This window comes from Pseudoduganella sp. OTU4001 (assembly GCF_038440195.1).
Lineage (GTDB): Bacteria > Pseudomonadota > Gammaproteobacteria > Burkholderiales > Burkholderiaceae_D > Rugamonas.
In genome coordinates, this window is sequence record NZ_JASATG010000017.1 from 51,326 (window position 1) to 75,412 (window position 24,087).

Here is a 24,087-nt window from a genome sequence, read left to right on the forward strand (position 1 = left end):
ACTTTTATGGACCTTATCCTCGCCCTGTCGAAAGGCCGGATCTTCGAAGACACCTTGCCGCTGCTGGAAGCAGCCGGCATCACCGTCACCGAAAATCCGGAGACCTCCCGCAAGCTGATCCTGCCTACCTCGGACCCTGGCATTCGCGTACTGATCGTACGCGCATCCGACGTGCCGACCTATGTGCAGCATGGCGCGGCGGATTTCGGCGTGGCGGGTAAGGATGTCTTGCTGGAGCACGGCGGCGAAGGCCTGTACCAGCCGGTGGACCTGCATATCGCCAAGTGCCGCATGTCGGTCGCGGCGCGTGCGGGCTTCGACTATGAGACTGCGGTGCGCCAGGGCGCGCGCCTGCGCGTGGCCACCAAGTTCACCTCGATTGCGCGCGAACACTTCGCCAAGAAAGGCGTGCACGTTGACCTGATCAAGCTGTATGGCTCGATGGAGCTGGCGCCGCTGGTCGGCCTGTCCGATGCGATTGTCGACGTGGTGTCGACCGGCAGCACCCTGCGCGCCAACAACCTGGTGGAAGTGGAAGAGATCATGGATATCTCGTCCCGCCTGGTGGTCAACCAGGCCGCGCTGAAACTCAAGCGCGCCCGCCTGCAACCGATTATCGAAGCATTTGAACGCGCCTCCGCCGCGAAGGCCGCCCAGTCATGATCCGCAAACTCGACTCCACCCAAGACGATTTCCAGGAAACCCTCGACGCACTCCTGGCCTTTGAAGCTGAAACCGACGACGCCATTGAAAGCGCCGTCGCGAAAATCATCGCCGACGTGCGCGCACGCGGCGACGAAGCCGTGCTGGATTACACCAACCGCTTCGACCGCATGAACGCCGCCAGCATGGCCGATTTCGACATCGGCCAGCCCGAGCTGGATGCCGCACTGGCAAGCCTGCCGGCCGCGCAACGCGCCGCGCTGCAAACCGCCGCCGACCGCATCCGCGCCTTCCATGAGCGCCAGAAGCAGGAGCTGCAAGGTTTCACCTACACCGAAGCGGACGGCACCATCCTCGGCCAGCGCATTACGCCGCTGGACCGCGTCGGCATCTACGTCCCGGGCGGCAAGGCTGCCTACCCATCGTCCGTGCTGATGAACGCCGTGCCAGCGAAGGTCGCGGGTGTCGAAGAAATCATCATGGTGGTGCCAACCCCGGACGGCGTGAAGAACCAGATGGTGCTGGCCGCCGCCGCGATTGCCGGCGTGACCCGTGTGATCGGCATCGGCGGCGCGCAAGCCGTGGCCGCGCTGGCGCACGGCACCGAAACCATCCAGCCGGTCGACAAGATCGTCGGCCCGGGAAATGCCTATGTGGCATCGGCCAAGCGCCGCGTGTTCGGCACCGTCGGCATCGACATGATCGCCGGCCCGTCCGAAATTCTGGTGATCTGCGACGGCACCACCGAGCCTGACTGGGTCGCGATGGACCTGTTCTCGCAAGCCGAGCACGACGAACTGGCGCAAGCCATCCTGCTGTGCCCTGACGCGGAGTACATCGCCAAGGTCGAAGCCAGCATCGCCAAGCTGCTGCCGACCATGCCGCGCAAGGCCGTCATCGAAACCTCGCTGCGCGACCGCGGCGCGCTGGTGAAAGTGCGCGATATGGCGGAAGCCTGCGCCATCGCTAACAGCATCGCCGCCGAGCACCTGGAAATTTCGGCTGAGAACCCGCAGCAGTGGGCCGACCAGATCCGCCACGCCGGCGCCATGTTCCTGGGCCGCTTCTCGTCCGAGTCGCTGGGCGACTATTGCTGCGGCCCGAACCACGTGCTGCCGACCTCGCGCACCGCGCGTTTCTCGTCGCCGCTGGGCGTGTACGACTTTCAGAAGCGCTCCTCGGTGATCCAGGTCAGCGAAGCCGGCGCGCAAACGCTGGGCAAGGTGGCGGCCGAACTGGCCTACGGCGAAGGCCTGCAAGCCCACGCCCGCAGCGCGGAGCTGCGCCTGAAATGACCGACTGGAAGAACCAGGTCTATTGTGAAGACGCGCTGGCCGGGCTGGCCCGCGTGCCGGACGGTTCCGTCGACCTGATCCTGACCGATCCGCCCTACAACCTGGGCAAGGATTACGGCAACGCATCGGACCAGCAGTCGGTGGACGACTATCTGGCCTGGACCGAGGCGTGGATTGATGCGGCGCTGCCGAAGCTGAAGCCGAACGGCAGCCTGTACATCTTCCTGACCTGGCGCTTTTCGCCGGAGATTTTCGTCATGCTGAAAAAGCGCATGACGATGATGAACGAAATTATCTGGGACCGCCGCGTGCCTTCGATGGGCGGCAGTACCCGCAGTTTCAGTTCGGTGCACGACACCATCGGTTTTTTCGTGCGCCGCAAGGATTACTACTTCGATCTCGACGCCGTGCGTATCCCGTACGACGCCGAAACCAAGAAAGCCCGTACGCGTTCGATCTTTGTCGGCGCCAAGTGGCTGGAAGTTGGGTACAACCCGAAAGACCTGTGGAGCGTATCGCGCTTGCATCGGGAACACGCGGAGCGGGTCGATCACCCCACGCAGAAGCCTCTGGAAATCATCGAACGCATGGTCAAGGCCAGCTGCCCGCCCGATGGCGTGGTGATGGACCTGTTCATGGGCAGCGGCACCACCGCTGTCGCCGCGCGTCGCTGCGGCCGGAATTTCGTCGGCTTTGAGTTGAACCCGGAGTATTGCGACATAGCCAGGAAGCGGCTGGCGGCGCTGGAAGCGCCTCCGCCCGAACGATCACCCGCGCGCAAGACGCGCAGTCCACGTGAGACTTTGACACAGGAGTAATGCAGATGTCCCTCGACAGCCTTATCGCCAACACGATCCGCTCAGATGTGCGTTCCGACCACATCTACCATGTGCCGGATGCCAGCGGATTTGTGAAGCTGGATGCGATGGAGAACCCATATGTGCTGCCGAGCCACCTGCATCATGACCTGGCCAACCGTATCGCCAGCGTGGCGCTGAACCGCTACCCGGTCGCCAGCTACGAAACCATCAAGCAGCGCATCCGCGCCAAGCTGGGCGTGCCGCAAGGCTATGACGTCATGCTCGGCAATGGCTCCGACGAGCTGATCGCCATCATGGCCCAGGCTTGCGCGCTGCAGCCGGCGGAAGGCAAGCGCGCCGTGATGATGGCGCCCGCACCGAGCTTCGTCATGTTCCAGCGTTCGGCCATGGTGGCCGGCATGGACTTCGTCGGCGTGCCGCTGAAGGCCGACCTGACGCTCGACCTGTCCGCCATGCTGGCCGCCATCGCGCAGTACAAGCCCGCGCTGGTGTTCCTGGCCTACCCGAACAACCCGACCGGCAACCTGTTTGCCGCCAGCGACATCGAGCAGGTCATCGCCGCGCTGGGCGACCAGGGCCTGTGCGTGGTCGATGAAGCCTATGAGCCATTTGCGCAACAAAGCTTCATGGGCCGCCTGCCCGAATTCCCGAATTTGATCGTCATGCGCACGCTGTCGAAACTTGGCCTGGCGGGTATCCGCCTTGGCTATATGTCGTGCGCGCCAGCCCTGCTGGAGCAATTCGACAAGATCCGCCCACCCTACAACGTCAATGTCCTGACCCAGGCCGCCGCTGAATTCTGCCTCGACCACCTCGAGGTGCTGAACGAACAGGCTGCCCTGCTGCGCCAACAGCGCAGCGAGCTGTCTGAAGCGCTGGCGAAATTGCCGGGTGTCAATGTTTTCCCCTCGGCGGCCAACTTTATCCTCATTCGTGTACCAAATGCCGACGCTGCGCACGCCGCGCTGCTGCAACGCAAGGTATTGATCAAAAATGTGGGTAGAATGCACAATGTACTGGCCAACTGTCTGCGCATCACCGTCAGTACGCCCGAGGAAAACGCAATCATGCTGGACGGCCTGAAGGCCGCCTTGGCAGCCTAAGCGAAACCCAAGAGCATTTCATGAACCGCACCGCAGAAATTACTCGCAACACCAGCGAGACCCAGGTCCGCGTCGCCATCAACCTCGATGGCACCGGCGCCCAGAAGCTGAACACGGGCGTGCCTTTCCTCGACCATATGCTGGACCAGATTGCCCGCCACGGGCTGATCGACCTGGATATCGAAGCCACCGGCGACACCCACATCGACAATCACCACACCGTGGAAGACGTGGGCATCACGCTCGGCATGGCCTTTGCCAAAGCCGTTGGCGACAAAAAGGGCATCCGCCGTTACGGTCACGCCTATGTGCCGCTGGATGAAGCGCTGTCGCGCGTCGTCATCGATTTTTCCGGCCGCCCGGGCATCGAGTACCACATCCCATTCACGCGCGCGATGATCGGCGCCTTTGACGTAGACCTGACGCTGGAATTCTTCCGCGGCTTCGTCAACCACGCCGGCGTGACGCTGCATATCGACAACCTGCGCGGCACCAACGCACACCACCAGTGCGAAACCGTGTTCAAGGCGTTCGGCCGCGCGCTGCGCATGGCCACCGAGCTTGATCCGCGTGCCGCCGGGACCATCCCGTCCACCAAAGGAAGCCTGTAAACGACACTACGGCTGACTGACATGAAAAAAATCGTAGTAGTCGATTACGGCATGGGTAACCTGCGCTCGGTGGCGCAGGCTTTGCGCGCGGTCGCACCCGAAGCCGAAGTACTGATTTCCGGCGATCCTGCCGCCATCGATGCGGCCGAGCGCATCGTGCTGCCCGGCCAGGGCGCCATGCGCGACTGCATGCGCAGCCTGAACGAATCCGGCGTGCGCGACGCCTTGCTGCGTGCAGCGGCGAGCAAGCCGATGATGGGCGTCTGCGTGGGCGAGCAAATGCTGTTTGACGTCAGCGAAGAAGGCGGCAACACGCCGGGCCTGGGCCTCCTGCCCGGCAAGGTGGTGCGCTTCCAGCTGGACGGCATGCTGCAGGAAGACGGTTCGCGTTTCAAAGTACCGCAGATGGGGTGGAACCAGGTGCGCCAGCGTGCGCCGCATGCGATGTGGGAAGGTATCCCCGACAACGCTTGGTTCTATTTCGTGCACAGTTACTACGCGCAGCCTGCCGATGCAGCGCACAGCGCGGCGGAAACCGTGTACGGCCAGCCTTTCTGCTGCGCTGTCGCCCGCGACAATATTTTTGCCACACAGTTCCACCCCGAGAAGAGCGCGGCCACCGGGCTGCAGCTTTACAAAAATTTCATCCACTGGAATCCCTAACCTCAAGAACAATATCATGCTGCTCATTCCTGCTATCGACCTGAAGGATGGTCACTGCGTTCGCCTCAAACAAGGTGATATGGAAAATGCCACCGTCTTCTCCGACGACCCGGGCAAAATGGCGCGACATTGGCTGGAGCAAGGCGCGCGCCGCCTGCACCTGGTGGACCTGAATGGGGCCTTTGCCGGCAAGCCAAAAAACGAAAGCGCGGTCAAGGCCATCGTCAAGGCCGTGCAAGACTACGCCGAAGAATTCGACCTGCCTGAGATCCCGGTGCAGCTGGGTGGCGGCATCCGCGACCTGGACACCATCGAGCGCTATCTCGACGACGGCATCAGCTATATCATCATCGGCACCGCGGCCGTGAAGAGCCCGGGCTTCCTGCAGGACGCCTGCGGCGCCTTCCCCGGCTCGATCATCGTTGGCCTGGACGCCAAGGATGGCAAGGTGGCCACCGACGGCTGGAGCAAGATGTCCGGCCATGAAGTGATCGACCTGGCGCAAAAATTCGAAGGCTACGGCGTCGAATCCATCGTCTACACCGACATCGGCCGCGACGGCATGATGGCCGGCGTGAATATCGAAGCCACCGTGCGCCTGGCGCAAGCGGTGCGCATCCCGATCATCGCCTCCGGCGGCCTGCACACCGTGAAGGATGTGGAGGCCCTGTGCGCGGTGCAGGACGAAGGTATCGAAGGCGTGATCTGCGGCCGCTCCATCTATGAAGGCACACTGGACCTGGCATCGGCCCAGGAGCGCGCCGACGAACTGTCTGAGTAATTAATATGCTTGCTAAACGCATCATCCCGTGCCTTGACGTGACCGATGGCCGCGTCGTGAAAGGGGTCAACTTCACCGAGCTGCGCGACGCGGGCGACCCGGTGGAAATCGCACGCCGCTACGACGAGCAGGGTGCGGACGAACTGACCTTCCTCGACATTACTGCGTCGAGCGATAACCGCGACCTGATCCTGCACATCATCGAAGCGGTGGCATCGCAGGTGTTTATCCCGCTGACCGTGGGTGGCGGCGTGCGCAAGGTTGAAGATGTGCGCCGCCTGCTGAACGCCGGCGCCGACAAGGTAAGCATGAACACCACGGCCGTGACCAACCCGCAGCTGGTGTACGAAGCCTCGCAGAAGCACGGCAGCCAATGCATCGTGGTCGCGATCGACGCCAAGAATGTGGCGCCGGGCAAGTGGGAAGTATTCACGCACGGCGGCCGCAACGCCACCGGGCTGGATGCGGTCGAATGGGCCAGGAAGATGGCCGAACTGGGCGCCGGCGAACTGCTGCTGACCAGCATGGACCGCGATGGCACCAAGTCCGGCTTCGACCTGGGCCTGACGCGCGCCGTGAGCGACGCCGTCAATATCCCGGTCATCGCTTCGGGCGGCGTGGGTGGTCTGCAGGATCTGGCCGACGGTATCAAGCTTGGCCACGCCGATGCGGTACTGGCGGCCAGCATCTTCCACTACGGCCAGCACACCGTGCAGGAAGCCAAGCATTTCATGGCGGCGCAGGGAATTCCCGTGCGTCTTTCTTAAACTTCGGGGAACACACAATGGCTACCGCAATCGCAGCGAAAGTCGCCAAAGCCAAATGGCTGAACAAGGTGAAGTGGGACGAGCACGGCCTGGTGCCGGTGATCGCCCAGGAAGCCGGCAGCAACGATGTGCTGATGTTCGCGTGGATGAACCGTGATGCGCTCTACAAAACCGTGGAGCTGGGCGAGGCCGTCTACTGGAGCCGCTCGCGCAAGAAGCTGTGGCATAAGGGCGAAGAGTCCGGCCACGTGCAGAAGGTGCTGGAAATCCGCCTGGACTGCGACGAAGACGTGGTGCTGCTGAAGATCGAGCAGGAAGGCGATATCGCCTGCCATACCGGCCGCCACTCCTGCTTCTTCAACAAGTTCGAGAACGGCGACTGGCAGAACACCGAGCCGGTATTGAAAGACCCCGAAGAGATTTACGCGGAAGCAAAGAAATGAGCAATGTACTGGACCGCGTTGCGGCCACCATCGAATCGCGCAAGGGCGGCGACCCGTCGTCCTCCTACGTCGCCAAGCTGTTTTCCAAGGGCGATGACGCGATCCTGAAAAAGATCGGCGAAGAAGCCACCGAGACCGTGATGGCCGCCAAAGACGCGCGCGCCAGCGGCGATGCATCGAAAGTACTGTACGAATGCGCCGACCTGTGGTTCCATTCGCTGGTGCTGCTGGCGCAATTCAATCTCACGCCGCAGCAGGTACTCGATGAGCTGGCGCGCCGTGAAGGCCTGTCCGGCCTGGAAGAAAAAGCATCTCGTAAGGAATAAACGTGGAAAATTGCCTGTTCTGCAAGATTGCAGCCAAACAGATCCCTTCGACCGTGGTGCACGAGGACGACGACGTGATGGTGTTCAAGGACATCAACCCAGCCGCCCCGGTGCACCTGCTCATCATCCCCAAGCTGCACCTGTCCACCCTGTCCGACTGCAAGCCGGAGCACGCGCCCCTGCTGGGCAAGATGCTGGCGCTGGTGCCGCAGCTGGCTGAACAGCACAATATTGCTGTTGCCTACGAGGCGGATGGCACCCCGTTGCGCGGCTACAAGACCCTGATTAACAGCGGTCCGGACGGCGGCCAGGAGGTGTACCACCTGCATATGCACCTGTACGGTGGCCCGCGTCCATGGCGCGGCATGCGGACTTGATATTGTGACAAGCACATGACAGGCGCGCTTCGCGTATACTGTCCAAACTAATGATTTTTTTAGGGGTTTTGTAATGGGTTCTATGAGCATTTGGCACTGGCTGATCGTCCTGGTGGTTGTGATGCTGGTATTCGGCACCAAGAAACTGGGCAATATCGGTTCCGACCTGGGCAAAGCCGTCAAGGGCTTCAAGGATGGCGTGAAGGGCGCGGAAGAAGACAAGCCGGCCGCTTCGCCAGCACAGGTGGCCGACAAGGGCACGATCGAAGTCGACGCCAAGGAAAAGACCAAGCAGTAATCTGAGATGATCGACCTCGGTCTTACCAAAATCGCCGTCATCGGGGTTGTGGCCCTGGTCGTCATCGGTCCGGAAAAGCTGCCCAAGGTGGCGCGCATGGCCGGGACGCTGTACGGCCGCGCCCAGCGCTACCTGCACGACGTCAAATCCGAAGTCAGCCGCGAAATGGAGCTGGAAGAGCTGAAGAACCTGCGCCAGCAGGCCGAGGAAGCCGCCAGCACCTTCAAGAGCGACGTCGAAAACACTATTGGCAAGGAATTGTCGGAGGCGGAATCTGCCTTCCATTACGACGACCCTTCCGCCGCGCTGGACTTCCACACCCCGTCCACCGATGACGTGGCGCGCAAGGCCAGGGATTTCCGCCGCAAGCGCGTAGTGCGTTCTTCCGCTGTACCGCTGTGGTACAAGCAGCAGGCCGGCGTCCGCACCCACGTCATCTCCGGCGCGGCGCGCATGAAGCGCCACCGCCCCGGCAGCCGCAAAACCGCATCGTTTTTCTAAATGACCCAACAAGAACCCGTCGAAGAAACTTTTATCAGCCACCTGGTTGAGCTGCGCGACCGCCTGGTCAAGGCCAGCATCGGCATCGTGGTGATGACGGCCTTGCTGGGCTTTGGCCTTGGCCCGTCCAAGATCTATGACCTGATCGCGGCGCCGATGATTGCCGCCATGCCGGTCGGTTCGAAGATGATCGCGACCAGCGTGATTTCGCCGTTCCTGGTGCCGATGAAGGTGACGCTGCTGTTTGGCTTCATCCTGTCGCTGCCGTGGGTGCTGTACCAGATGTGGGCTTTCGTGGCGCCGGGCCTGTACGCGCATGAGAAACGCCTGATCGCGCCGCTGGTGATTGCGTCGTCGGGGCTGTTCATGACGGGCGTGGCGTTCTGCTACTTCCTGGTGTTCGGCAAGGTGTTCGCCTTCATTAACCAGGTGTCGCCGTCTTCGATCGCGGTGATGCCGGATATCGAGAACTATCTCGACTTCGTCATGTCGATGTGCCTGGCCTTTGGCTGCGCTTTCGAAGTGCCGGTGGTGGTGGTGGTGCTGGTGCGCATGGGCCTGGTGTCTGTCGCCAAGCTGAAGGAGTGGCGCGGCTATGTGGTTGTGGCTGCTTTCGTGATTGCCGCCATTGTGACCCCGCCGGATATCGTCAGCCAGTTCGCGCTGGCTATCCCGATGTGGCTGTTGTTTGAAATTGGCGTGATCCTGTCGCCGATGTTCGTCAAAGCCACCACCGCGCCGGAAGAGAAAGCCGACTAAAGGAACAGCTTGGCCATGATGATGGTCTGCTGGACGATCACAACGCCCAGCAGCCAGTAAATCGGCCTGAGCCTGGCTGTGATCTCGGCGCGGACCCATTCTTTCATTTCAGCCTGGGAACGCGCGATCTCTGCGCGCACCCATTCCTTCATTGCGGCCTCAGAGCGCGTGAACATAGCCTGGATTTCAGCACGCCAGATCGCCAGATCGGATCCGCCTGCGACGGGCTGGCTCAGTGCAACCAGCAGGGCATCGGCCAGCGCTTCCGCGTGCTCGTGCAGTATGCCAGCCTCAACTAGTCGCTTGATGTATTGAGCGGTGTCAAACTGGATCGGCATGGTCATGGCCACTCCCTGATTCATGTTAGCAGAATCGCCCCGCGCCGCGCGCGGGGTATGGAAGCAGCCTAGAGCATTTACTGCATCAGCTCTTTGATCACGCGCACAGGTGCGCTGCCGTAGCTGAGGAAATCTTCGTGGAAGTCTTTGAGCGAGAACTTGCTGCCCAGGGCCGCACGGCGCTGCTCGCGCAGTTCCATAATTTCCGAGTAGCCTGAGAAGTAGCTGGTAAGCTGCACCGACGTCAGCGTGGCGCGGCGCCATTTCTCTTTTGCTTCGGCGGCGGTCTGGAAGGCCTGGCGCGTCAACAGGTCGATGGCCTGCTGCTCTGTCATCCCCAGCACGTGCACGCTGTAATCAAGGATGGTGTTGGTCACGCTGCGCAGGTTCCACTTCGAGTACATCAGCCACATCTCAGGCTCGTTATTGCCGTAGCCTGATTCCAGCATCATGCGTTCGCTGTAGACTGCCCAGCCCTCCACCATCGCGCCATTGCCGAAGATCGATTTCACAATCGACGGCGACTTGTTGGCGTACACCAGCTGCGCATAGTGGCCCGGGATCGCTTCATGCATATTCAGGATCTGCAGGATCCAGTGGTTGTACTCGCGCAGGGTGGACTCGGCCTGCTCCGGCGTGGCGTCATCCAGCGGCGTCACGTTGTAGTAGGTGCGGTCCTGCGGGCGGTATGGGCCGGGCGCTTCGATGCTGGCGCCGGCCACGCCGCGCTGGTAGGCCGGCGTTTCACGCACCACCAGCGGCTTGTTCTGGTCCAGCGTCAGCAAGTCGTTCTTCACCACCCAGTCCTGCAGCACAGGGATCTGGCGGCGGATCTCGGGGAAGAACTCTTCGCGCGCCACATGCCTGGACGACAGCTTGTCGATCATCATGCCGATCTTGGCGAAACGATCGGATGGTTTGGATTTGTCGGCCAGGTACTTCGGCCACAGATCGTCGGCAATGCGGTCCATGTTCGACAGCAGCTGCTCGCGCGTTGCCAGCGCTTTCTGGTAAGTCTGTCCGGCGTTGCTGCCAGCCTGGATATCGAAGCCGAACTTGGCTTCGTACAGCTCCTTGCCGATGCGGAAGGAGCGCGCGCCGCTGACGGCCTGCGACTTCTCCAGCTCACCGAGCCAGGCGGCATAAGCCTCCACGGCCATCTTGGCCGCGACGATGCGCTGCGCGAACAGCGTTTTCTCGTTTTCGTTCAGGATCGAATCCTGCGCTTGCTTGTCCAGGTCGGACAGCACCGCCAGCACGCCGGGCGCTTGGGCGATGGCCAGCTGCACGTGTTCGCGTGTCGGGTTCTTGATGTTGTTGCGCGCTGCTTCGTAATAGGCCGGCACGCCGCCGATACGGCGCAGCAGGGTGCGCAGGCGCTGCGGCTTGGCCGCGTACTCGGTGTTCAGCACGAAGTCGAGCGGGCTGGCGATGTTGTACGACGCAGGATTCCATTCCCATTCGCGGAAGGTAGTCAGGTACCAGCGGTCGGAATTCAGCTTGTTCTGCAGCAGGCCAAGGTCGGTGCGCTGTTTGGGTGACAGCTGTTTGGCATCGATCTTGTTGAACTTCTCCAGCCATTGGTCGATGAAGGCGAGCTGCTGGTCGCGCGTTGCCTGGTCTGGGATGGTCAGTTGGGCGGCAGTGTCGTACTTGCCGACCGAGATGGCGGTTTCCGGGTCGATGCGCCACAGCGCGCCCAGGAACTGGTTGGCCTGGTTGTCGAAGGACTTATCCTGGCGGCGTTCGGCCGGCAACGGCTTGGCTGCCACGGCTGGTTTGGATTTTTCCGCCTTGGACTTGCCGGCTTTGCCACTGCTCTTGCTGCTCTTGCCAGATTTGGACGACTTGGAAGATTTGCTGCCCGATTTGCTCTTACTGCTGGACTTCTTGGCGACCGAAGTCTTGGCCGGCGCGCCGGATTTCTTTGATTTGGTCGCTGCATCAACCGGCGACAGGGCCAGGCTCAGCATCATCGCAGCGAGTGCGATCTTGGTCTTCATCATATTCAACCTCTACTTAGTGCAGCGTGCGAGATTATCACAAGCCGAGAGCGGCCCGCGCCCGGTCGGGGTCGAGGCCGGCGGCCGCCGCAGCCGCGTCGGGCGGCAGCCATTGTGGGAAAGGGGTCTCCTCGTTCACATGCTTGCCGCTGGCGCTGTGCACTTGGCGCACGCGCGCTGTGGCGTCGGCGGGCAGTTGCCCCGCGAGCGCCAGTGCCGCTACGGCCGGCCACAGGCGGCGATGCACCAGCGTCACCTTGCCAGCCAGCAGGCGGCAGACCAGGATGTCGTCGTGTTCCTGCATCTCGCTCAGCACAGCGAAAATGCGCTTGCCGTCCGGATGGCCCCACCAGCTGCCCTTGATCGGGGCGCCGGCGATGGCTTCCGTCAGCGTCGGCGCTTTGCCGCGTGCGGACGCCAGCACGACGCCGTGCTGCGCGATGAAGTCGAATGCCTGCTGGGCGTTCATTCGGCGGCCTGTTTCAGTGTGCGCAGGATCAGGGGCTTCAGGCAGCCGCGCTGCGCTTCATCCTTGCTTTCACTGATGTTCAGGTACAGCGGCTGCAGGAAGCTTTTCAGGTTGTGTTTGCGGGCCAGGGCCGCTTGCCGCGTTGCGCTGGCGGCCGGCGCGGCTGCCAGCTTGGCGAACCAGCCGTCCCAGTCGCTGCACTCCAGCGTTTTGGCGCGCGACAGGTAGAAGACCGGCGCCATCAGGCGCTCGCCTTCACCGTAGCGGTAGAAATGCTCGCCCGGTGGCGCGACCTGGCTGGCGATGGCGGCCAGCATCTGCTCATGCTCCGCGCGCGTCAGGGCAGGGTTCAGCGAAAGCTGCAGCATCACGTCGGCGGCGTGGGCCACGCCGTGGCGCCAGCCCTGCTTCTCGTCGAAGCCGCGGTAGTCGCGCACATTGCGCAGGTAGTCGGCCGCCGTGCCGACCAGCTGCGCGCGCTGCTCTGCGCTCAGATAAGGCTTGATGCGGTCGACCCGCGCCACGTCGGCCAGTACCAGGGCGGCGAACGGGCGGCCGAAGCCTTGCGGATCGGGCGCGGTCAGCTGGGCGCTCAGGCGGGTGCGCAGTTCCTGCACGGTGGCGGTGTCCAGCTTGTCGGCGCGCATCCAGGCTTGCAGCGCTTCGAAGGCCAGTTCGTCGCGCTCGAGGGGATTGGGGGAGCGCAGGCAGGCCAGGCTTTGCAGGGCCAGCGACTGGCGGCGTGCGTCGTCGTCGATTTGCCACTTGGCGGACTTGGCTTCGCGCAGCGCCGGGGCTGGGCAGGCGCCGCCGGCAGCTGCGGCACCGCCGCCAGCGCCGCCACCGCTGCTCGCAAACATCGTCACGAACGATGATCCGGTTTCGCTGATGGCGTTGGCCCATGCCATAGCTGGCAGGACCAGCGCCGCCGCCAGGATGGCGCGGCTATGTTGTCGCATCATCACTCCCTCCCTCAGTGCCGGCGCAGGCCTTCGTTCAGCATCGCCAGCATATCTTCCGCCGTCATTCGCGCGGCGGTATCGCTGCCTTCCAGCAGGCTGTCGGCCAGTTCGCGCTTGTGCGCATGCAGGTCGACGATGCCTTCTTCAATTGTATTGCGTGCCACCAGGCGGTAGATGGTGACCGGCCGCAGCTGCCCCATGCGGTGCGCGCGGTCGGAAGCCTGGTCTTCCACGGCAGGGTTCCACCACGGGTCCATATGGATCACGTAATCGGCGGCGGTCAGGTTGATGCCGACGCCGCCCGCCTTGAGGCTGATCAGGAATACATCGCCCTCGCCGGCCTGGAAAGCATCGACCGCCTGCTTGCGCGCGGCCATGGTGGTGCTGCCATCCAGGTACTGGTAAGCGATTTCGTTGCGGTCCAGGTGGGCGCGGATCAGCGACAGGTGATCGACGAACTGGCTGAACACCAGCACCTTGTGGCGGTTCTCCAGCAGGCCTTCCAGCAGGTGCGCGAAGGCCGCCAGCTTGCTCGACTCCAGGCGCAGCATCGGCGCCACCAGGTTCGGGTTGCAGCAGGCACGGCGCAGCTTCATGATTTCGGCCAGGATCTGCATCGACTTGCGGTCGGCTGGCCCTTCGATGGTGGCCAGCTTGTCCAGCGCCTCGCGGCGCAGCGATTCGTACAACGCGGTTTCTTCGGCCGACAAGTCCACTTCCAGCACGATCTCGGTACGGGCCGGCAGTTCGGACAACACCTGTGCCTTGGTCCGGCGCAGCACGAATGGGCCAATCAGGCGGCGCAAGCGGTTGCGTGCTCCGACTTCAGCGCGGTGGTCCTGCTGGCGCTCGATCGGGCCGGCAAAGCGCAGGTTGAACTGCTCATGGCTGCCCAAGAGACCCGGATTGATGAAGCGGAACAGGTTCCACAGCTCGCCCAAGTGGTTTTCCAGCGGCGTGCCGGTCGCCACCATCTTGAAGTCGCCCTGCAGCGCCATGACGGCCTGCGAGCGCTTGGTGGCGGCGTTCTTGATCGCCTGCGCCTCGTCCAGCACGATGGTGTGCCATTTCTGCTTGGTGAAGCGCTCCGACTCGAGTTGCAGCAGGCCGTAGCTGGTGATCACCAGGTCGAACGGTCCGGCATTGCTGATGATGTCGTCGCGGTCGCCGGTGGCGTACATCTTCACATTCAAGGTCGGTGCGAAGCGTGCCGCTTCGCTGGCCCAGTTCAGGCAGACCGAGGTCGGCGCCACCACCAGGGTCGGGCCGCGCGGTGCGCGCAGCAGCACCAGGGCCAGTGCCTGCAGCGTCTTGCCCAGGCCCATATCGTCGGCCAGGCAGGCGCCCACGCCCCAGTGCGCCAGGCGCGCCAGCCATTCGAAGCCGGCCAGCTGGTAGTCGCGCAGCTCGGCCTGCAGGGTGCTTGGCAGTAGCGGCGTGTAAGCGGCGCTGGCTTCGATGCGCAGCAGGTGCTCCCGCCACATGGCATCCGCTTCCAGCGTGCCGACATCGTTCGCCAGTTCCTCCAGCACGAAGGCGGCCAGGCGGTGCACCTTCATGCCGGCATCGTCATCCTCGCCATAGGTGGCCAGTTCGGACAGGCGGCGGTGCAGTTCTTCCGACAGCGCCAGGAATTCCTTGTCGCCCAGCTGGATGAAGCGGCTCTTGTTGGCGCGGATCATTTCGAGCAGCGAGCGCAGGTCCAGCACGCGATCCTCGTCCACCACCAGCTGGCCGCTGGCGGCGAACCAGTCCTTCTTGCTCTTGATGTTCAGCTTGAGCTGCTTGGTGTAGACCGGTTTGGTCAGGCGGAAGGCTTCGCCTTCCGGCCAGGCCAGCACCAACTTGTCGGCATCCTGCGCTTGCAGTTCGGCCAGCAATTGCAGGCACAGCGCCGGTTCGCCCAGCAGCCATTCGCCGTGCTCCTCGGTGGCCTGCTCCAGCACTTCGCATTTCAGCACCAGCTGGCGTTCGGCATCGCGTTCGCCGGCCAGGCTGCGGCGCGCCTGCACCGAGCGGCCGTTGACGTCGGCGATCACGTTCTCGGCGCCGGCGCCGGGAGCGTAATATGGGCCGGCATCGCGCAGCGGGCGCACCTGGATCTGCATCTTCAGGCCCTGCTGGTAAGGCAGCAGGTGGATGTGCAGGCGCGGGTCGGCGTCGCATTGCTCCGTATTGGCAGCGCCGCCGATATCCGACTGTACGGTGACCATAGCCGATACCGCCCCGATGGCTTTCAGCACCTGGTCCTTGGCATGCTGCGGCACGGTCAGGCCGTCGCCGACGATGGCGGCGATGCGGCGATGTTCGTCCAGCACGCTGACCACGCGCAGGCGGTTGGGCGCCTCGCGCACCACGATCACGTTGGCGTTCAGGTTTTCAATCGAAGGCTGCAGCGACAGCTGCAACTGGCCCTGGTGCGTGCGGATCAGCAGTTCCGGCGCGCCCGCCAGCAGCTCGACCCGCGTATCCGGCGCGTCCATCCAGAACACCAGCGGATGGCCGACCAGTGCAAGCACGGCCTGGTCAACATCCATGTCATAGCGCAGGCCGGAGGAATAGGCCTGGCGCGCAGGCATGATGGCGCTGCAGATGCGCAGGTCTTGCGGCGTCAGGTACTCCATCTGCGCCGCATCGTCGCGCAGCCGCTTCAGCGCCACCGGGCGCCCCTTGCCCCAGCCGCCGCGCACATCGCGCTTCTGCTCGCGCGGTTCGATTTCCGCAATCCCCTGGCGTTCGCCGTAGCTGATGGCCCACACCAGGCGCATTTCGCCGCCGCTTTCGGTGCCGCCCTGCTGCAGGTTGATCAGGGCCGCCAGCTGGCGCTCCCAGGCTTCCTGCCGCTCGAACCAGGTGGCCATGTCGCCGAAGCCCAAATGCTCGCGCCAGGCCGCCGCGCGCGCCGCCGCGCCTTCGTCGCCCAGGTGTCCCAGCAGGCTTTCGGCGCCCGCCGCCAGCAGCAGGAAGCCGGCCGCTTCGGCCGCCTGGGACAAGTCCTGCAATTCGGCGCGGCGCTGCTTGAGTTGCGGCAGTGCGAGCCAGTAGTACAGCATGCACTGGAACATTTGCGCCTGCAGCGGCGCTTCCCACGCGCGTTGCGTGACGATGTCGGCCTGCATGGTGCCGGCGCGGATCTGGCGCAGCATGCTCAATTGCTGGTACACCGCGCTGTCGGCGTTGTGCTGGGCGTGCACGGCGAGGTCCAGGTAGCTCTCTGCCGATTTCAGGCTCTTTGGATCGCCGTTGCGCAGCAGGGCCAATACATAGAGATGGCCGGCGATGCCCTGGAACAGGTGCTTGCGTTTGCCGGACTCGCGGCGGATCGATTTCAGCGAGGCTTCAAAACCGCTGATGGCGCCATTTACGTCGCCGCGTAGCAGCTGCACGGCGCTGGCGAAGCATTGCGCCAGCGCGCCCTCTAGCCCTTCCAGGAAGCGCGTGGCATCGGCCAGTTTGCCGCACAGGATGGCGTGCTCGGCCAGCGCCAGGCGCAACGCGGGACTGAGGCCCTGCTCGGCGGCTTGGCGGCGCTGCAGGTGGCGTTCGGCATAGCCGCGCACCAGCGGCGCCAGGGCCGGCTCGCGCTGGGTATGCTGTATCAGCAGCATCAGCACATCGTCCTGCAGCAACGGGTGCACCAGCAGCAGCATGCCGGCCTCGAATGGGCGCGAGAAGATGTCGACAATCGGGTGCAGCTGCGCCGCCTCATAGCACACCATGCAGGCGGCCAGCAGCGGCATCACGTCCTGCGGCGGGCGGCCGCGCAGCAATGCCATGCGCAGGCGCGCCACGCCGTGGCGGTAGCTGCGCGGCTCGTAGGCGCCGTTCCAGTTCTGGCGCATCGGGTTCAGCGACTCGTAGGCCTTGCAGATATCGTCCAGCAGGTGGGCGCCGATGGCGGCGCGGATGGCCGGCCAGCGCAGGCGCGCATTGCAGACGTAGCCGCGCCCGATCACCGAGGTGGTGTAGGCCAGGCGTTCCAGCTTGAGCAGCGGGTCGTCCAGCGTGAGCGCGGTAAAGGCCTGGCCGTTGGCGTCCTTCACGCCGGCGGCCACCATGTGGTCGAGGATGGCGGTGCGGCCGAGTGGGTCGGCCACCAGTGCCAGCAGGGCGAGGATGGCTTTTTCAGGCTGTTCGAGGGTCTCGAACTCGGCGAGCAGGGTGTCGCTCATCCGACCAGGCCGAACATGCGTTGATAGAACGCCAGCTCCGCCTGCAGCGTGCGCACGATGGTGTCGGCTTTGCGGAAACCGTGGCCTTCGCCTTCCAGCTCCACGTATTCAACCGGGATGCCGCGCTGGCGCAGCGCATTCACCATGGCTTCCGATTGCTGCGGCGGCACGACCTTGTCGTCCAGTCCCTGGAAGAAGATCATTGGGCGCGACAGGCGGTGGGTGTGGTTGATCGGCGAGCGTTCGGCGTAGATGGCGTCGGCCTGCGCCTTCGGTGCGATCAGGTATTCGTTGTAGTGCGATTCGAATTTGTGCGAGTCGTCGTCCAGGCCTTTCAGGTCGGATACGCCGTAGTAGCTGGCGCCCACTTTGAAAACATCGTGGAAGGTCAGTGCGCACAGCGTGGTCAGGCCGCCGGCGCTGCTGCCGCGGATGATCAGGCGTTCGCTGTCGGCCAGGCCTTGCGCGGCCAGGTGGCGTGCGCCTTCGATGCAGTCTTCCACGTCGACGATGCCCCACTGGCCTTTCAGCGCGTCGCGGAAGGCGCGGCCAAAGCCGGTGCTGCCGCCGTAGTTCACGTCCAGCACGCCGAAGCCGCGGCTGGTCCAGTATTGCGTCTTCAGGTTCAGTGTGCTGGTAGCCATGCCGGTCGGGCCGCCGTGGCTGATCACGATGACGGGCGGCTTTTCGCCGTCCGGCGCGCGCGCATCCTGGTTGGTGGGCGGGTAGTAGAAGGCATAAGCGGTGCGGCCATTGGCACTGGCGTAGCTGATGCTCTCGGGGACGGACAGGTAGCCCAGCGCTGGCAGCGCGGGGATCGAGCGCTCCAGCACTTCGCGCTCGCCGGTCGCCAGATCGATGCGGGCGATTTCGGCTGCGATGGTAGGGCTGCCGGCCAGCATCAACACGAAGCCGTCGCCTACGCGCAGTTCGCGGATTTCCTGGTAGGGCGTGGCGATTGGCTCCAGCGCCGTGCTGCCGGGGCGCAGGCGCGCCAGTTTGCTGACGCCCTGCTCTATATAGCTGGCGATGATCTCGCCACCGGCGCCGAAGCCGTACAGTGAATTGCCGAAGGTCCAGTGCGGGGTCGCGAATTCGGCTGCCATCGGGCATAGCGCCTCAATGCTGTCCGTGCCCGCCGCGCTGTCGCGCAGGCAGTACAAGTTCCACCACCCGCTGCGGTCGGAGACGAAGTGCAGTACGCCCTCCGGCGACCACTCCGGCTGGCAGATCGACTCTTGTGGACCGCCCGCCACGCGCTTTGGCGTGCCGAGGCGGCCGTCGGCCTGCACGTCCGCTACCCACAGCTCGGTGCCCTGCCATGGCATACGTGGGTGGTCCCACGACAGCCATGCCAGGCGGCTGCCATCCGGCGACAGGCGCGGCGAAGAATAGAAGTCGTTGCCCATGACGAGCACACGCTCGCCGCCATCAAAGCCTACCGCGCAGATGGTATTCACCGGCTGCGCATGCGAGCCATCGTCTTCAGGATGCTGCTCGCGCACTGCAACCAGCCGCGCACGCGCCGCGTCGATCACGAAATCCGCAAAACGCTGGCGGCCGGGCGACGTAAATGCCTCGGGGCCGCCTGCGTCCGCGCTGGGCGCCAGGCGGTACAGCCGGTTGTCCGCATGGTGCGAGAACACCACCACACCATCGGCCACGGCGTAAGCGCCGCCCCCATATTCATGCACGCGACTCCGCACGTTGAACGGCAGCGGCGTCACCTCAAGCGCGCCGGCGCCAGCGCGCCGCCGCATCATAGTCGTGCGCCCCGCCTCCGCCGCGCGGCCTGCCAGCCAATAGATATCCCCCCCATCCAGAACGACCGACGACAGCGGCGTAGCGCCGGCGGCGACGACTTCGGCGCTGATCGGTGAAGGCCAGGCGCCGTAAGGCACAGTGGAGGACAGGGTCATTAGGGCTCCAAAACGCGTAAAAACAGGGCAGGGATGCGATAATAACGCCTTTCTACCTGCTTTAGATTGTCTTTCATGCCACAATTTGCCCCGCTGAAGAACGATACCTTCCTGCGTGCGCTGCTGCGCCAGCCGACCGAGTACACCCCGGTGTGGCTGATGCGCCAGGCAGGCCGCTACCTGCCTGAATACCGCGCCACGCGCCAGCAGGCTGGCTCCTTCATGGGCCTGGCGACCAATCCGGACCTGGCGACCGAAGTCACCCTGCAGCCGATCGACCGCTACGAGCTGGATGCGGCCATCCTGTTTTCCGACATCCTGACCGTGCCGGACGCCATGGGCCTGGGCCTGTACTTCGTGGAAGGCGAAGGCCCGAAGTTCGAGCGCCCGCTGAAGACCGAAGATGACGTCAAAGCCCTGCAACTGCCGCCAGCCGGCTCGCTGGACTATGTATTCAAGGCCGTAACCCAGATCCGCACCGAGCTGAATGGCCGCGTGCCGCTGATCGGCTTCTCCGGCAGCCCATGGACGCTGGCCTGCTATATGGTGGAAGGCCAGGGCTCGCGCGAATTCCACACCATCAAAAAGATGATGTACGCGCGCCCGGACCTGATGCACCACATCCTGGACGTGAACGCCCGCGCCGTAGCCGAATACCTGAATGCCCAGATCGACGCCGGCGCTCAGGCCGTGATGATCTTCGATTCCTGGGGCGGTGCGCTGGCCGATGGCGCCTACCAGCAGTTCTCCCTGAAATACATGCAGCAGGTTGTCAGCCTGCTGAAGCGTGAAAAAGACGGCGTGAAGATCCCCGCCATCGTCTTTACCAAGGGCGGCGGCCACTGGGCCGAGGAAATCGCTGCTATCGGCGCCGACGCCATGGGCCTGGACTGGACCGCCAATATCGGCAAGATCCGAGCGCTGGTGGGCCACAAAATGGCCCTGCAGGGCAATATCGACCCGGCCATCCTGTTCGCCAACCCGGAGCAGATCGCTGCCGAGGTGCGCCGTGTACTGGACAGTTACGGTCCGCATAACACTGGCCACGTCTTTAACCTGGGCCACGGCATTTCCCAGTTCACCCCGCCGGAATCGGTGTCGGTGCTGGTCGACACGGTGCACAGCCACAGCCGCAAACTGCGCGGCGGCTGATTCCTGTAGTCCTGCACAAAGAGGGCGCCTCGGCGCCCTCTTTTTATTTGGTCAGTGCGACTTATACACAAAAATTTTTGCTGCGGAAATAACAGGCAGCTGGCAATGCTCCCCTCTCATGGCATTCGTAACTTGTTGATTTGTAAGGGGTAAATTTTTGCTGTATTTGTCAATGTTTTGGGTTTTGTAAACCTTATCCAAAGGGGGAAGCTAGCTTGTCGGCCCATTCTCCACAAAGTTATCCACAAAAACTGTGGAAAAAAGCTAAAAGTACTTAGTAAACCGGCACTTAGTCGGAATTTGTAGGATTTCTCTTAGCCTCATGCTGCATTGCATGAATTTTCGCTAAGATTTCTGGCGGCGAAATCTGTTGCGGAAACGCAAACCTTGCAAGATGAGCGTGTGTACAATGCCTGGCTTGATGTTGTGGTGCATCAGGGACGTTTTGCACCGCCGGCGCCGCAAAAAAAGCTTGATTTCGGCGAAAATCTGGTCCCTAAATAGCGCACTTATGCACAGAGCGTGGAAAAATATGCGGTTTCTGGCTCTCCTAGGATGACTATTGTAAGTGCTTGAATTTAAACGGGAAAAAACATGCTTTTTTGCTGAGTTTTCCCAGATAGCAAGCTGGAGGTTAGTGCTTGCTCAGGATTCTAGCCCCTTTGTTCACAAAGTTATCCCCAGTTTCTGTGGATAGTTAAATAACCCTGATTTGATAGGCCTGGATGGCGCACTGCATTCTCCGAATCGCCCTGGATACGCCGCTTAACGCGGTGTTCGATTACCGTTGGGAGTACGGTGAATCACTCCGACCGTTTGTAGGACAACTGGCAATGGTGCCGTTTGGCCCGCGCGAGGTGGTCGGCCTGATTGTGGATATCCTTGAGGAAACGGACGTTCCTGAAGAAAAGCTGAAGGATGTCCTGGCCGTGCGCACGCAGCTGGCGCCGCTGTCGCCAAAATGGCTGGCGCTGGCGGGTTTTGCCGCCGAATATTACCAGCGGCCGCTGGGCGAAGTGGCGCTGCCGGGCTTGCCCAAGAACCTGCGCGTGGTCAGCACCGTTGCGCTGGACCGCGCCATCAAGAAGCTGGGCAAGCTGGAGGCGCCGCACGATCCGGCGCCGGCCGACGCGCCGCCGCTGAACCAGGAGCAGCAGGCCGCAGTCGACGCCATTGCCGGCGCGCAGGGCTTCGCGCCCTTCCTGCTGTATGGCGTGACCGGCAGCGGCAAGACCGAGGTCTATCTGCAAGCCTGTGCGCAAGTGCTGGCGCGCGAGCCGCAGGCACAAGTCCTGGTGCTGGTCCCGGAAATCAACCTCACGCCGCAGCTTGAATCGAATATCCGCGCGCGCTTCCCGGGCGTCATGCTGTCCACCCTGCACAGCCGTTTGTCGGAAGGCGAGCGCATGCTGCACTGGCTGGCCGCGCACGAAGGCAAGGCGCGCATTGTGCTGGGGACGCGCCTGTCCATCCTCGCCTCGCTGCCGAACCTGCGCATGATCGTGATCGACGAGGAGCACGACCCCTCTTACAAGCAGCAGGAAGGCCTGCGCTATTCGGCACGCGACCTGGCGGTGTGGCGCGCCCACCAGCTGCAGATCCCGGTGGTGCTGGGCTCCGCCACGCCGTCGCTGGAAAGCTGGCACCACGCGCTGAAAGGCCGCTACCGCAAGCTGGAGCTGCGCGAACGCGCGGTGCAGCAGGCCGTACTGCCTGCCGTGAAGCTGATCGACACCTCGCGCCGCCGTGGACAGGAAGGCTTGAGCGAGGAACTGGTGGAAGCGATCAAGCTGCGCATGGAGCGCGGCGAGCAGTCCTTGCTGTTCCTGAACCGGCGTGGCTACTCGCCTGTAATCACCTGCGAATCATGCGGCTGGGTCAGCGAGTGCAAGCGCTGCACCGCCACCATGGTGCTGCACAAGACCGACTACCGCCTGCGCTGCCACCACTGCAGCCTGGAGATGCGCATCCCGCGCCATTGCCCGACCTGCGGCAATATCGACTTGCAGCCGCTGGGACGCGGCACCCAGCGCATCGAAGAGAGTTTGCAGGAACTGTTCCCTGAAGCGAGGGTGCTGCGCATCGATGCCGACAGCACGCGCCGCAAGGGCAGCGCGCAGGAAGCGTTCGACAGCGTGCACCGGCAAGAGGTGGATATCCTGGTCGGCACCCAGATGGTCGCCAAGGGACACGACTTCAAGAACCTGACGCTGGTGGGCATCATGAACCCCGACAGCTCATTGTTCTCGCAAGACTACCGCGCCAGCGAACGCCTGTTCGCGCAGCTGATGCAGGTGGCCGGCCGCGCCGGGCGCCAGGGCGGCAGCGAGAGCGAAGTGCTGGTGCAGACCAGCTATCCTGAGCACCCGCTGTTCTCGGCCCTGGTGGCGCACGACTACGACTACTTCGCCAACTCCTTGCTTGGCGAGCGCGAAGTCGCCGGTTTGCCGCCCTACCTGTACCAGGCCATCCTGCGCGCCGAAGCGCGCGAGCTGGAACAGGCGCTGGAGTTTCTGCGCACCGCACGCGGGCTGGTGCCGCACGATGGCATCACCATCAATGACCCGATCCCGATGAGCATGGCGCGCGTACACAATATGGAGCGCGCGCAGCTGCTGGTGGAGTCGCCATCGCGCCCCGCGCTGCAGGCTTTCCTGAAGAACTGGATGCAGGCGCTGCGCGAGCAGAAGACGCGCCTCAAATGGTCGCTGGAAGTGGACCCGGTCGATATCTAAGGCTGTACCAGGTAGCGCCGCGCGGTGCTGACAATCTGCTCGGTGAGCGAATGGGTGAACGGCGTATCCAGTTCCCAGGCGTGCCAGTCCAGCTCCACGTCGATGTAGCGGCCTGGCAGCACGTCCACCAGCAAGCCTTGCGACAAGCCCTGCGCCGCCTGCAGGTAAGGCAGCAGGCCGTAAGCCAGCCCGCCGAAGATGGTGTCGTTCAAGGCCGTCGAAAGCGGCAGGGTATGGTGCGGGAACGGCCGCACATAGCCGGCCTCGCGCGCCAGGAAGCGCGCCAGCAGGTCGCGCTCATGCACCACGGCGGGCGCCAGCGCCACCGCATCGGGACCGAAGCCGTCGCCAAACCAGTGGCGGGCAAAGGCCGGCGCGGCCACGCACACGTAGCGCATCGCGCCGATTGCCGTGGCCGACGAACCGGCAGCCGCCGGCATCGGTAGCTCGGCACGCGCAGCCACGCAGCCGAACACGGCGCCCTCGCGCATCAGGTGCAGCGCCACTTCGCGCTCCGCGCACTCCACATCGAGCTGGCAGCGCGGCGGCGACAGCAGCGGGCGCAGGGCCAGCGGGAACCAGGTTGCCAGGCTGGCGGCATCGACAGCCATGGCGATTTCCGGCATGCTGGTCTGGTGGCCAAGGTCGATGTCGAGCGCGGCCTCCATCAGTTTGACGTTGCGGTAGTGCGAGATGAGGCGTTGGCCCAGGCCGGTGGCTTCGGCAGGCGCGCCGCGCACGATCAGCAGCCGTCCGACCGCGTCCTCGAGCGCTTTGATACGCTGGGATACGGCCGGCTGGCTGATGCCGAGCGCGTTGGCCGCCTTTTCGAAGCTGCCTTGGCTGGCAACGGCATCCAGCACCGCCAGCGCGCGGTAGTCCAGATTTTCCATAAGATATGCTTATAAAAGCTTGAAAAGATAAGTCAT

General features: G+C 63.5%; 23 protein-coding genes. 16 read left to right on the forward strand and 7 right to left on the reverse strand.

Features of this window, described 5'->3' with window-relative positions; genetic code table 11:
- Positions 1-6 precede the first annotated feature (6 nt).
- The 14 genes from hisG (at position 7) to tatC (ending at position 9,408) form a co-directional block, all read left to right on the forward strand.
- The gene (gene hisG / locus AAHE99_RS16410) at positions 7-663 is read left to right on the forward strand and encodes an ATP phosphoribosyltransferase (protein ID WP_342118430.1); all 657 of its coding nucleotides are present in this window, start codon (positions 7-9) and stop codon (positions 661-663) included.
- A complete protein-coding gene (hisD, locus tag AAHE99_RS16415; protein ID WP_342118431.1) occupies positions 660-1,958 on the forward strand; it encodes a histidinol dehydrogenase in 1,299 nt (432 codons plus the stop codon). Before hisG ends, hisD begins: the two co-directional genes overlap by 4 nt.
- Positions 1,955-2,776: a DNA-methyltransferase gene (locus tag AAHE99_RS16420; RefSeq protein WP_342118432.1), complete on the forward strand. Its 822-nt coding sequence runs from the start codon at positions 1,955-1,957 to the stop codon at positions 2,774-2,776. Before hisD ends, AAHE99_RS16420 begins: the two co-directional genes overlap by 4 nt.
- Positions 2,776-3,882: a histidinol-phosphate transaminase gene (gene hisC / locus AAHE99_RS16425; RefSeq protein WP_446728934.1), complete on the forward strand. Its 1,107-nt coding sequence runs from the start codon at positions 2,776-2,778 to the stop codon at positions 3,880-3,882. Before AAHE99_RS16420 ends, hisC begins: the two co-directional genes overlap by 1 nt.
- 20 nt (positions 3,883-3,902) lie before the next feature.
- The gene (gene hisB, locus AAHE99_RS16430) at positions 3,903-4,493 is read left to right on the forward strand and encodes an imidazoleglycerol-phosphate dehydratase HisB (protein WP_342118433.1); all 591 of its coding nucleotides are present in this window, start codon (positions 3,903-3,905) and stop codon (positions 4,491-4,493) included.
- 21 nt (positions 4,494-4,514) lie between these two features.
- On the forward strand, positions 4,515-5,156 hold the full coding sequence (gene hisH / locus AAHE99_RS16435) for an imidazole glycerol phosphate synthase subunit HisH (protein WP_342118434.1): 642 nt from the start codon (positions 4,515-4,517) through the stop codon (positions 5,154-5,156).
- A 16-nt stretch (positions 5,157-5,172) separates the two neighbouring features.
- Complete coding sequence (hisA, locus tag AAHE99_RS16440; protein WP_342118435.1) at positions 5,173-5,937, forward strand: 1-(5-phosphoribosyl)-5-[(5-phosphoribosylamino)methylideneamino]imidazole-4-carboxamide isomerase; 765 nt, start codon at positions 5,173-5,175, stop codon at positions 5,935-5,937.
- 5 nt (positions 5,938-5,942) lie between these two features.
- Entirely contained in the window at positions 5,943-6,704 is a 762-nt protein-coding gene (gene hisF / locus AAHE99_RS16445; RefSeq protein ID WP_342118436.1) for an imidazole glycerol phosphate synthase subunit HisF, read from the forward strand.
- 17 nt (positions 6,705-6,721) lie between these two features.
- A complete protein-coding gene (hisI, locus tag AAHE99_RS16450) occupies positions 6,722-7,147 on the forward strand; it encodes a phosphoribosyl-AMP cyclohydrolase (protein WP_342118437.1) in 426 nt (141 codons plus the stop codon).
- On the forward strand, positions 7,144-7,473 hold the full coding sequence (locus tag AAHE99_RS16455) for a phosphoribosyl-ATP diphosphatase (protein ID WP_342118438.1): 330 nt from the start codon (positions 7,144-7,146) through the stop codon (positions 7,471-7,473). Before hisI ends, AAHE99_RS16455 begins: the two co-directional genes overlap by 4 nt.
- 2 nt (positions 7,474-7,475) lie before the next feature.
- Positions 7,476-7,850 carry a histidine triad nucleotide-binding protein gene (locus tag AAHE99_RS16460; RefSeq protein WP_342118439.1) on the forward strand — a complete coding sequence of 125 codons (375 nt, stop codon included), beginning with the start codon at positions 7,476-7,478 and terminating at the stop codon, positions 7,848-7,850.
- Positions 7,851-7,923: 73 nt separating this feature from the next.
- On the forward strand, positions 7,924-8,148 hold the full coding sequence (gene tatA / locus AAHE99_RS16465; RefSeq protein WP_342118440.1) for a Sec-independent protein translocase subunit TatA: 225 nt from the start codon (positions 7,924-7,926) through the stop codon (positions 8,146-8,148).
- A 6-nt stretch (positions 8,149-8,154) separates the two neighbouring features.
- The gene (tatB, locus tag AAHE99_RS16470; protein ID WP_342118441.1) at positions 8,155-8,649 is read left to right on the forward strand and encodes a Sec-independent protein translocase protein TatB; all 495 of its coding nucleotides are present in this window, start codon (positions 8,155-8,157) and stop codon (positions 8,647-8,649) included.
- Positions 8,650-9,408 (forward strand): twin-arginine translocase subunit TatC, encoded by a 759-nt coding sequence (gene tatC / locus AAHE99_RS16475; protein WP_342118442.1) that lies wholly within the window; start codon positions 8,650-8,652, stop codon positions 9,406-9,408.
- On the opposite strand, the gene AAHE99_RS16480 is transcribed toward tatC, so the two are convergent.
- The 6 genes from AAHE99_RS16480 to AAHE99_RS16505 all read right to left on the reverse strand — a co-directional run bounded on the left by AAHE99_RS16480 (position 9,405) and on the right by AAHE99_RS16505 (position 19,271).
- Entirely contained in the window at positions 9,405-9,752 is a 348-nt protein-coding gene (locus AAHE99_RS16480; protein ID WP_342118443.1) for a hypothetical protein, read from the reverse strand. The two genes, tatC and AAHE99_RS16480, sit on opposite strands and share 4 nt — an antisense overlap.
- 71 nt (positions 9,753-9,823) lie before the next feature.
- Positions 9,824-11,752 (reverse strand): DUF885 domain-containing protein, encoded by a 1,929-nt coding sequence (locus tag AAHE99_RS16485; RefSeq protein ID WP_342118444.1) that lies wholly within the window; start codon positions 11,750-11,752, stop codon positions 9,824-9,826.
- A gap of 34 nt (positions 11,753-11,786) precedes the next feature.
- Entirely contained in the window at positions 11,787-12,173 is a 387-nt protein-coding gene (locus AAHE99_RS16490) for a hypothetical protein (protein ID WP_342118445.1), read from the reverse strand.
- Positions 12,174-12,214: 41 nt separating this feature from the next.
- The gene (locus tag AAHE99_RS16495) at positions 12,215-13,180 is read right to left on the reverse strand and encodes a DUF2785 domain-containing protein (protein ID WP_342118446.1); all 966 of its coding nucleotides are present in this window, start codon (positions 13,178-13,180) and stop codon (positions 12,215-12,217) included.
- A gap of 11 nt (positions 13,181-13,191) precedes the next feature.
- Entirely contained in the window at positions 13,192-17,352 is a 4,161-nt protein-coding gene (locus AAHE99_RS16500) for a DEAD/DEAH box helicase (protein ID WP_342118447.1), read from the reverse strand.
- Positions 17,349-19,271 (reverse strand): dipeptidyl-peptidase 5, encoded by a 1,923-nt coding sequence (locus AAHE99_RS16505; RefSeq protein ID WP_342118448.1) that lies wholly within the window; start codon positions 19,269-19,271, stop codon positions 17,349-17,351. The genes AAHE99_RS16500 and AAHE99_RS16505 overlap by 4 nt, the downstream gene beginning before the upstream one ends.
- Positions 19,272-19,346: 75 nt before the next feature.
- Here AAHE99_RS16505 and hemE point away from each other — a divergent pair, with 75 nt between their 5' ends.
- On the forward strand, positions 19,347-20,423 hold the full coding sequence (gene hemE, locus AAHE99_RS16510) for a uroporphyrinogen decarboxylase (protein WP_342118449.1): 1,077 nt from the start codon (positions 19,347-19,349) through the stop codon (positions 20,421-20,423).
- A 725-nt stretch (positions 20,424-21,148) separates the two neighbouring features.
- Entirely contained in the window at positions 21,149-23,158 is a 2,010-nt protein-coding gene (locus AAHE99_RS16515) for a primosomal protein N' (RefSeq protein ID WP_342118450.1), read from the forward strand.
- Here the strand turns inward: AAHE99_RS16515 and AAHE99_RS16520 are convergent.
- On the reverse strand, positions 23,155-24,051 hold the full coding sequence (locus AAHE99_RS16520; RefSeq protein ID WP_342118451.1) for an ArgP/LysG family DNA-binding transcriptional regulator: 897 nt from the start codon (positions 24,049-24,051) through the stop codon (positions 23,155-23,157). The two genes, AAHE99_RS16515 and AAHE99_RS16520, sit on opposite strands and share 4 nt — an antisense overlap.
- Positions 24,052-24,087 lie beyond the last annotated feature (36 nt).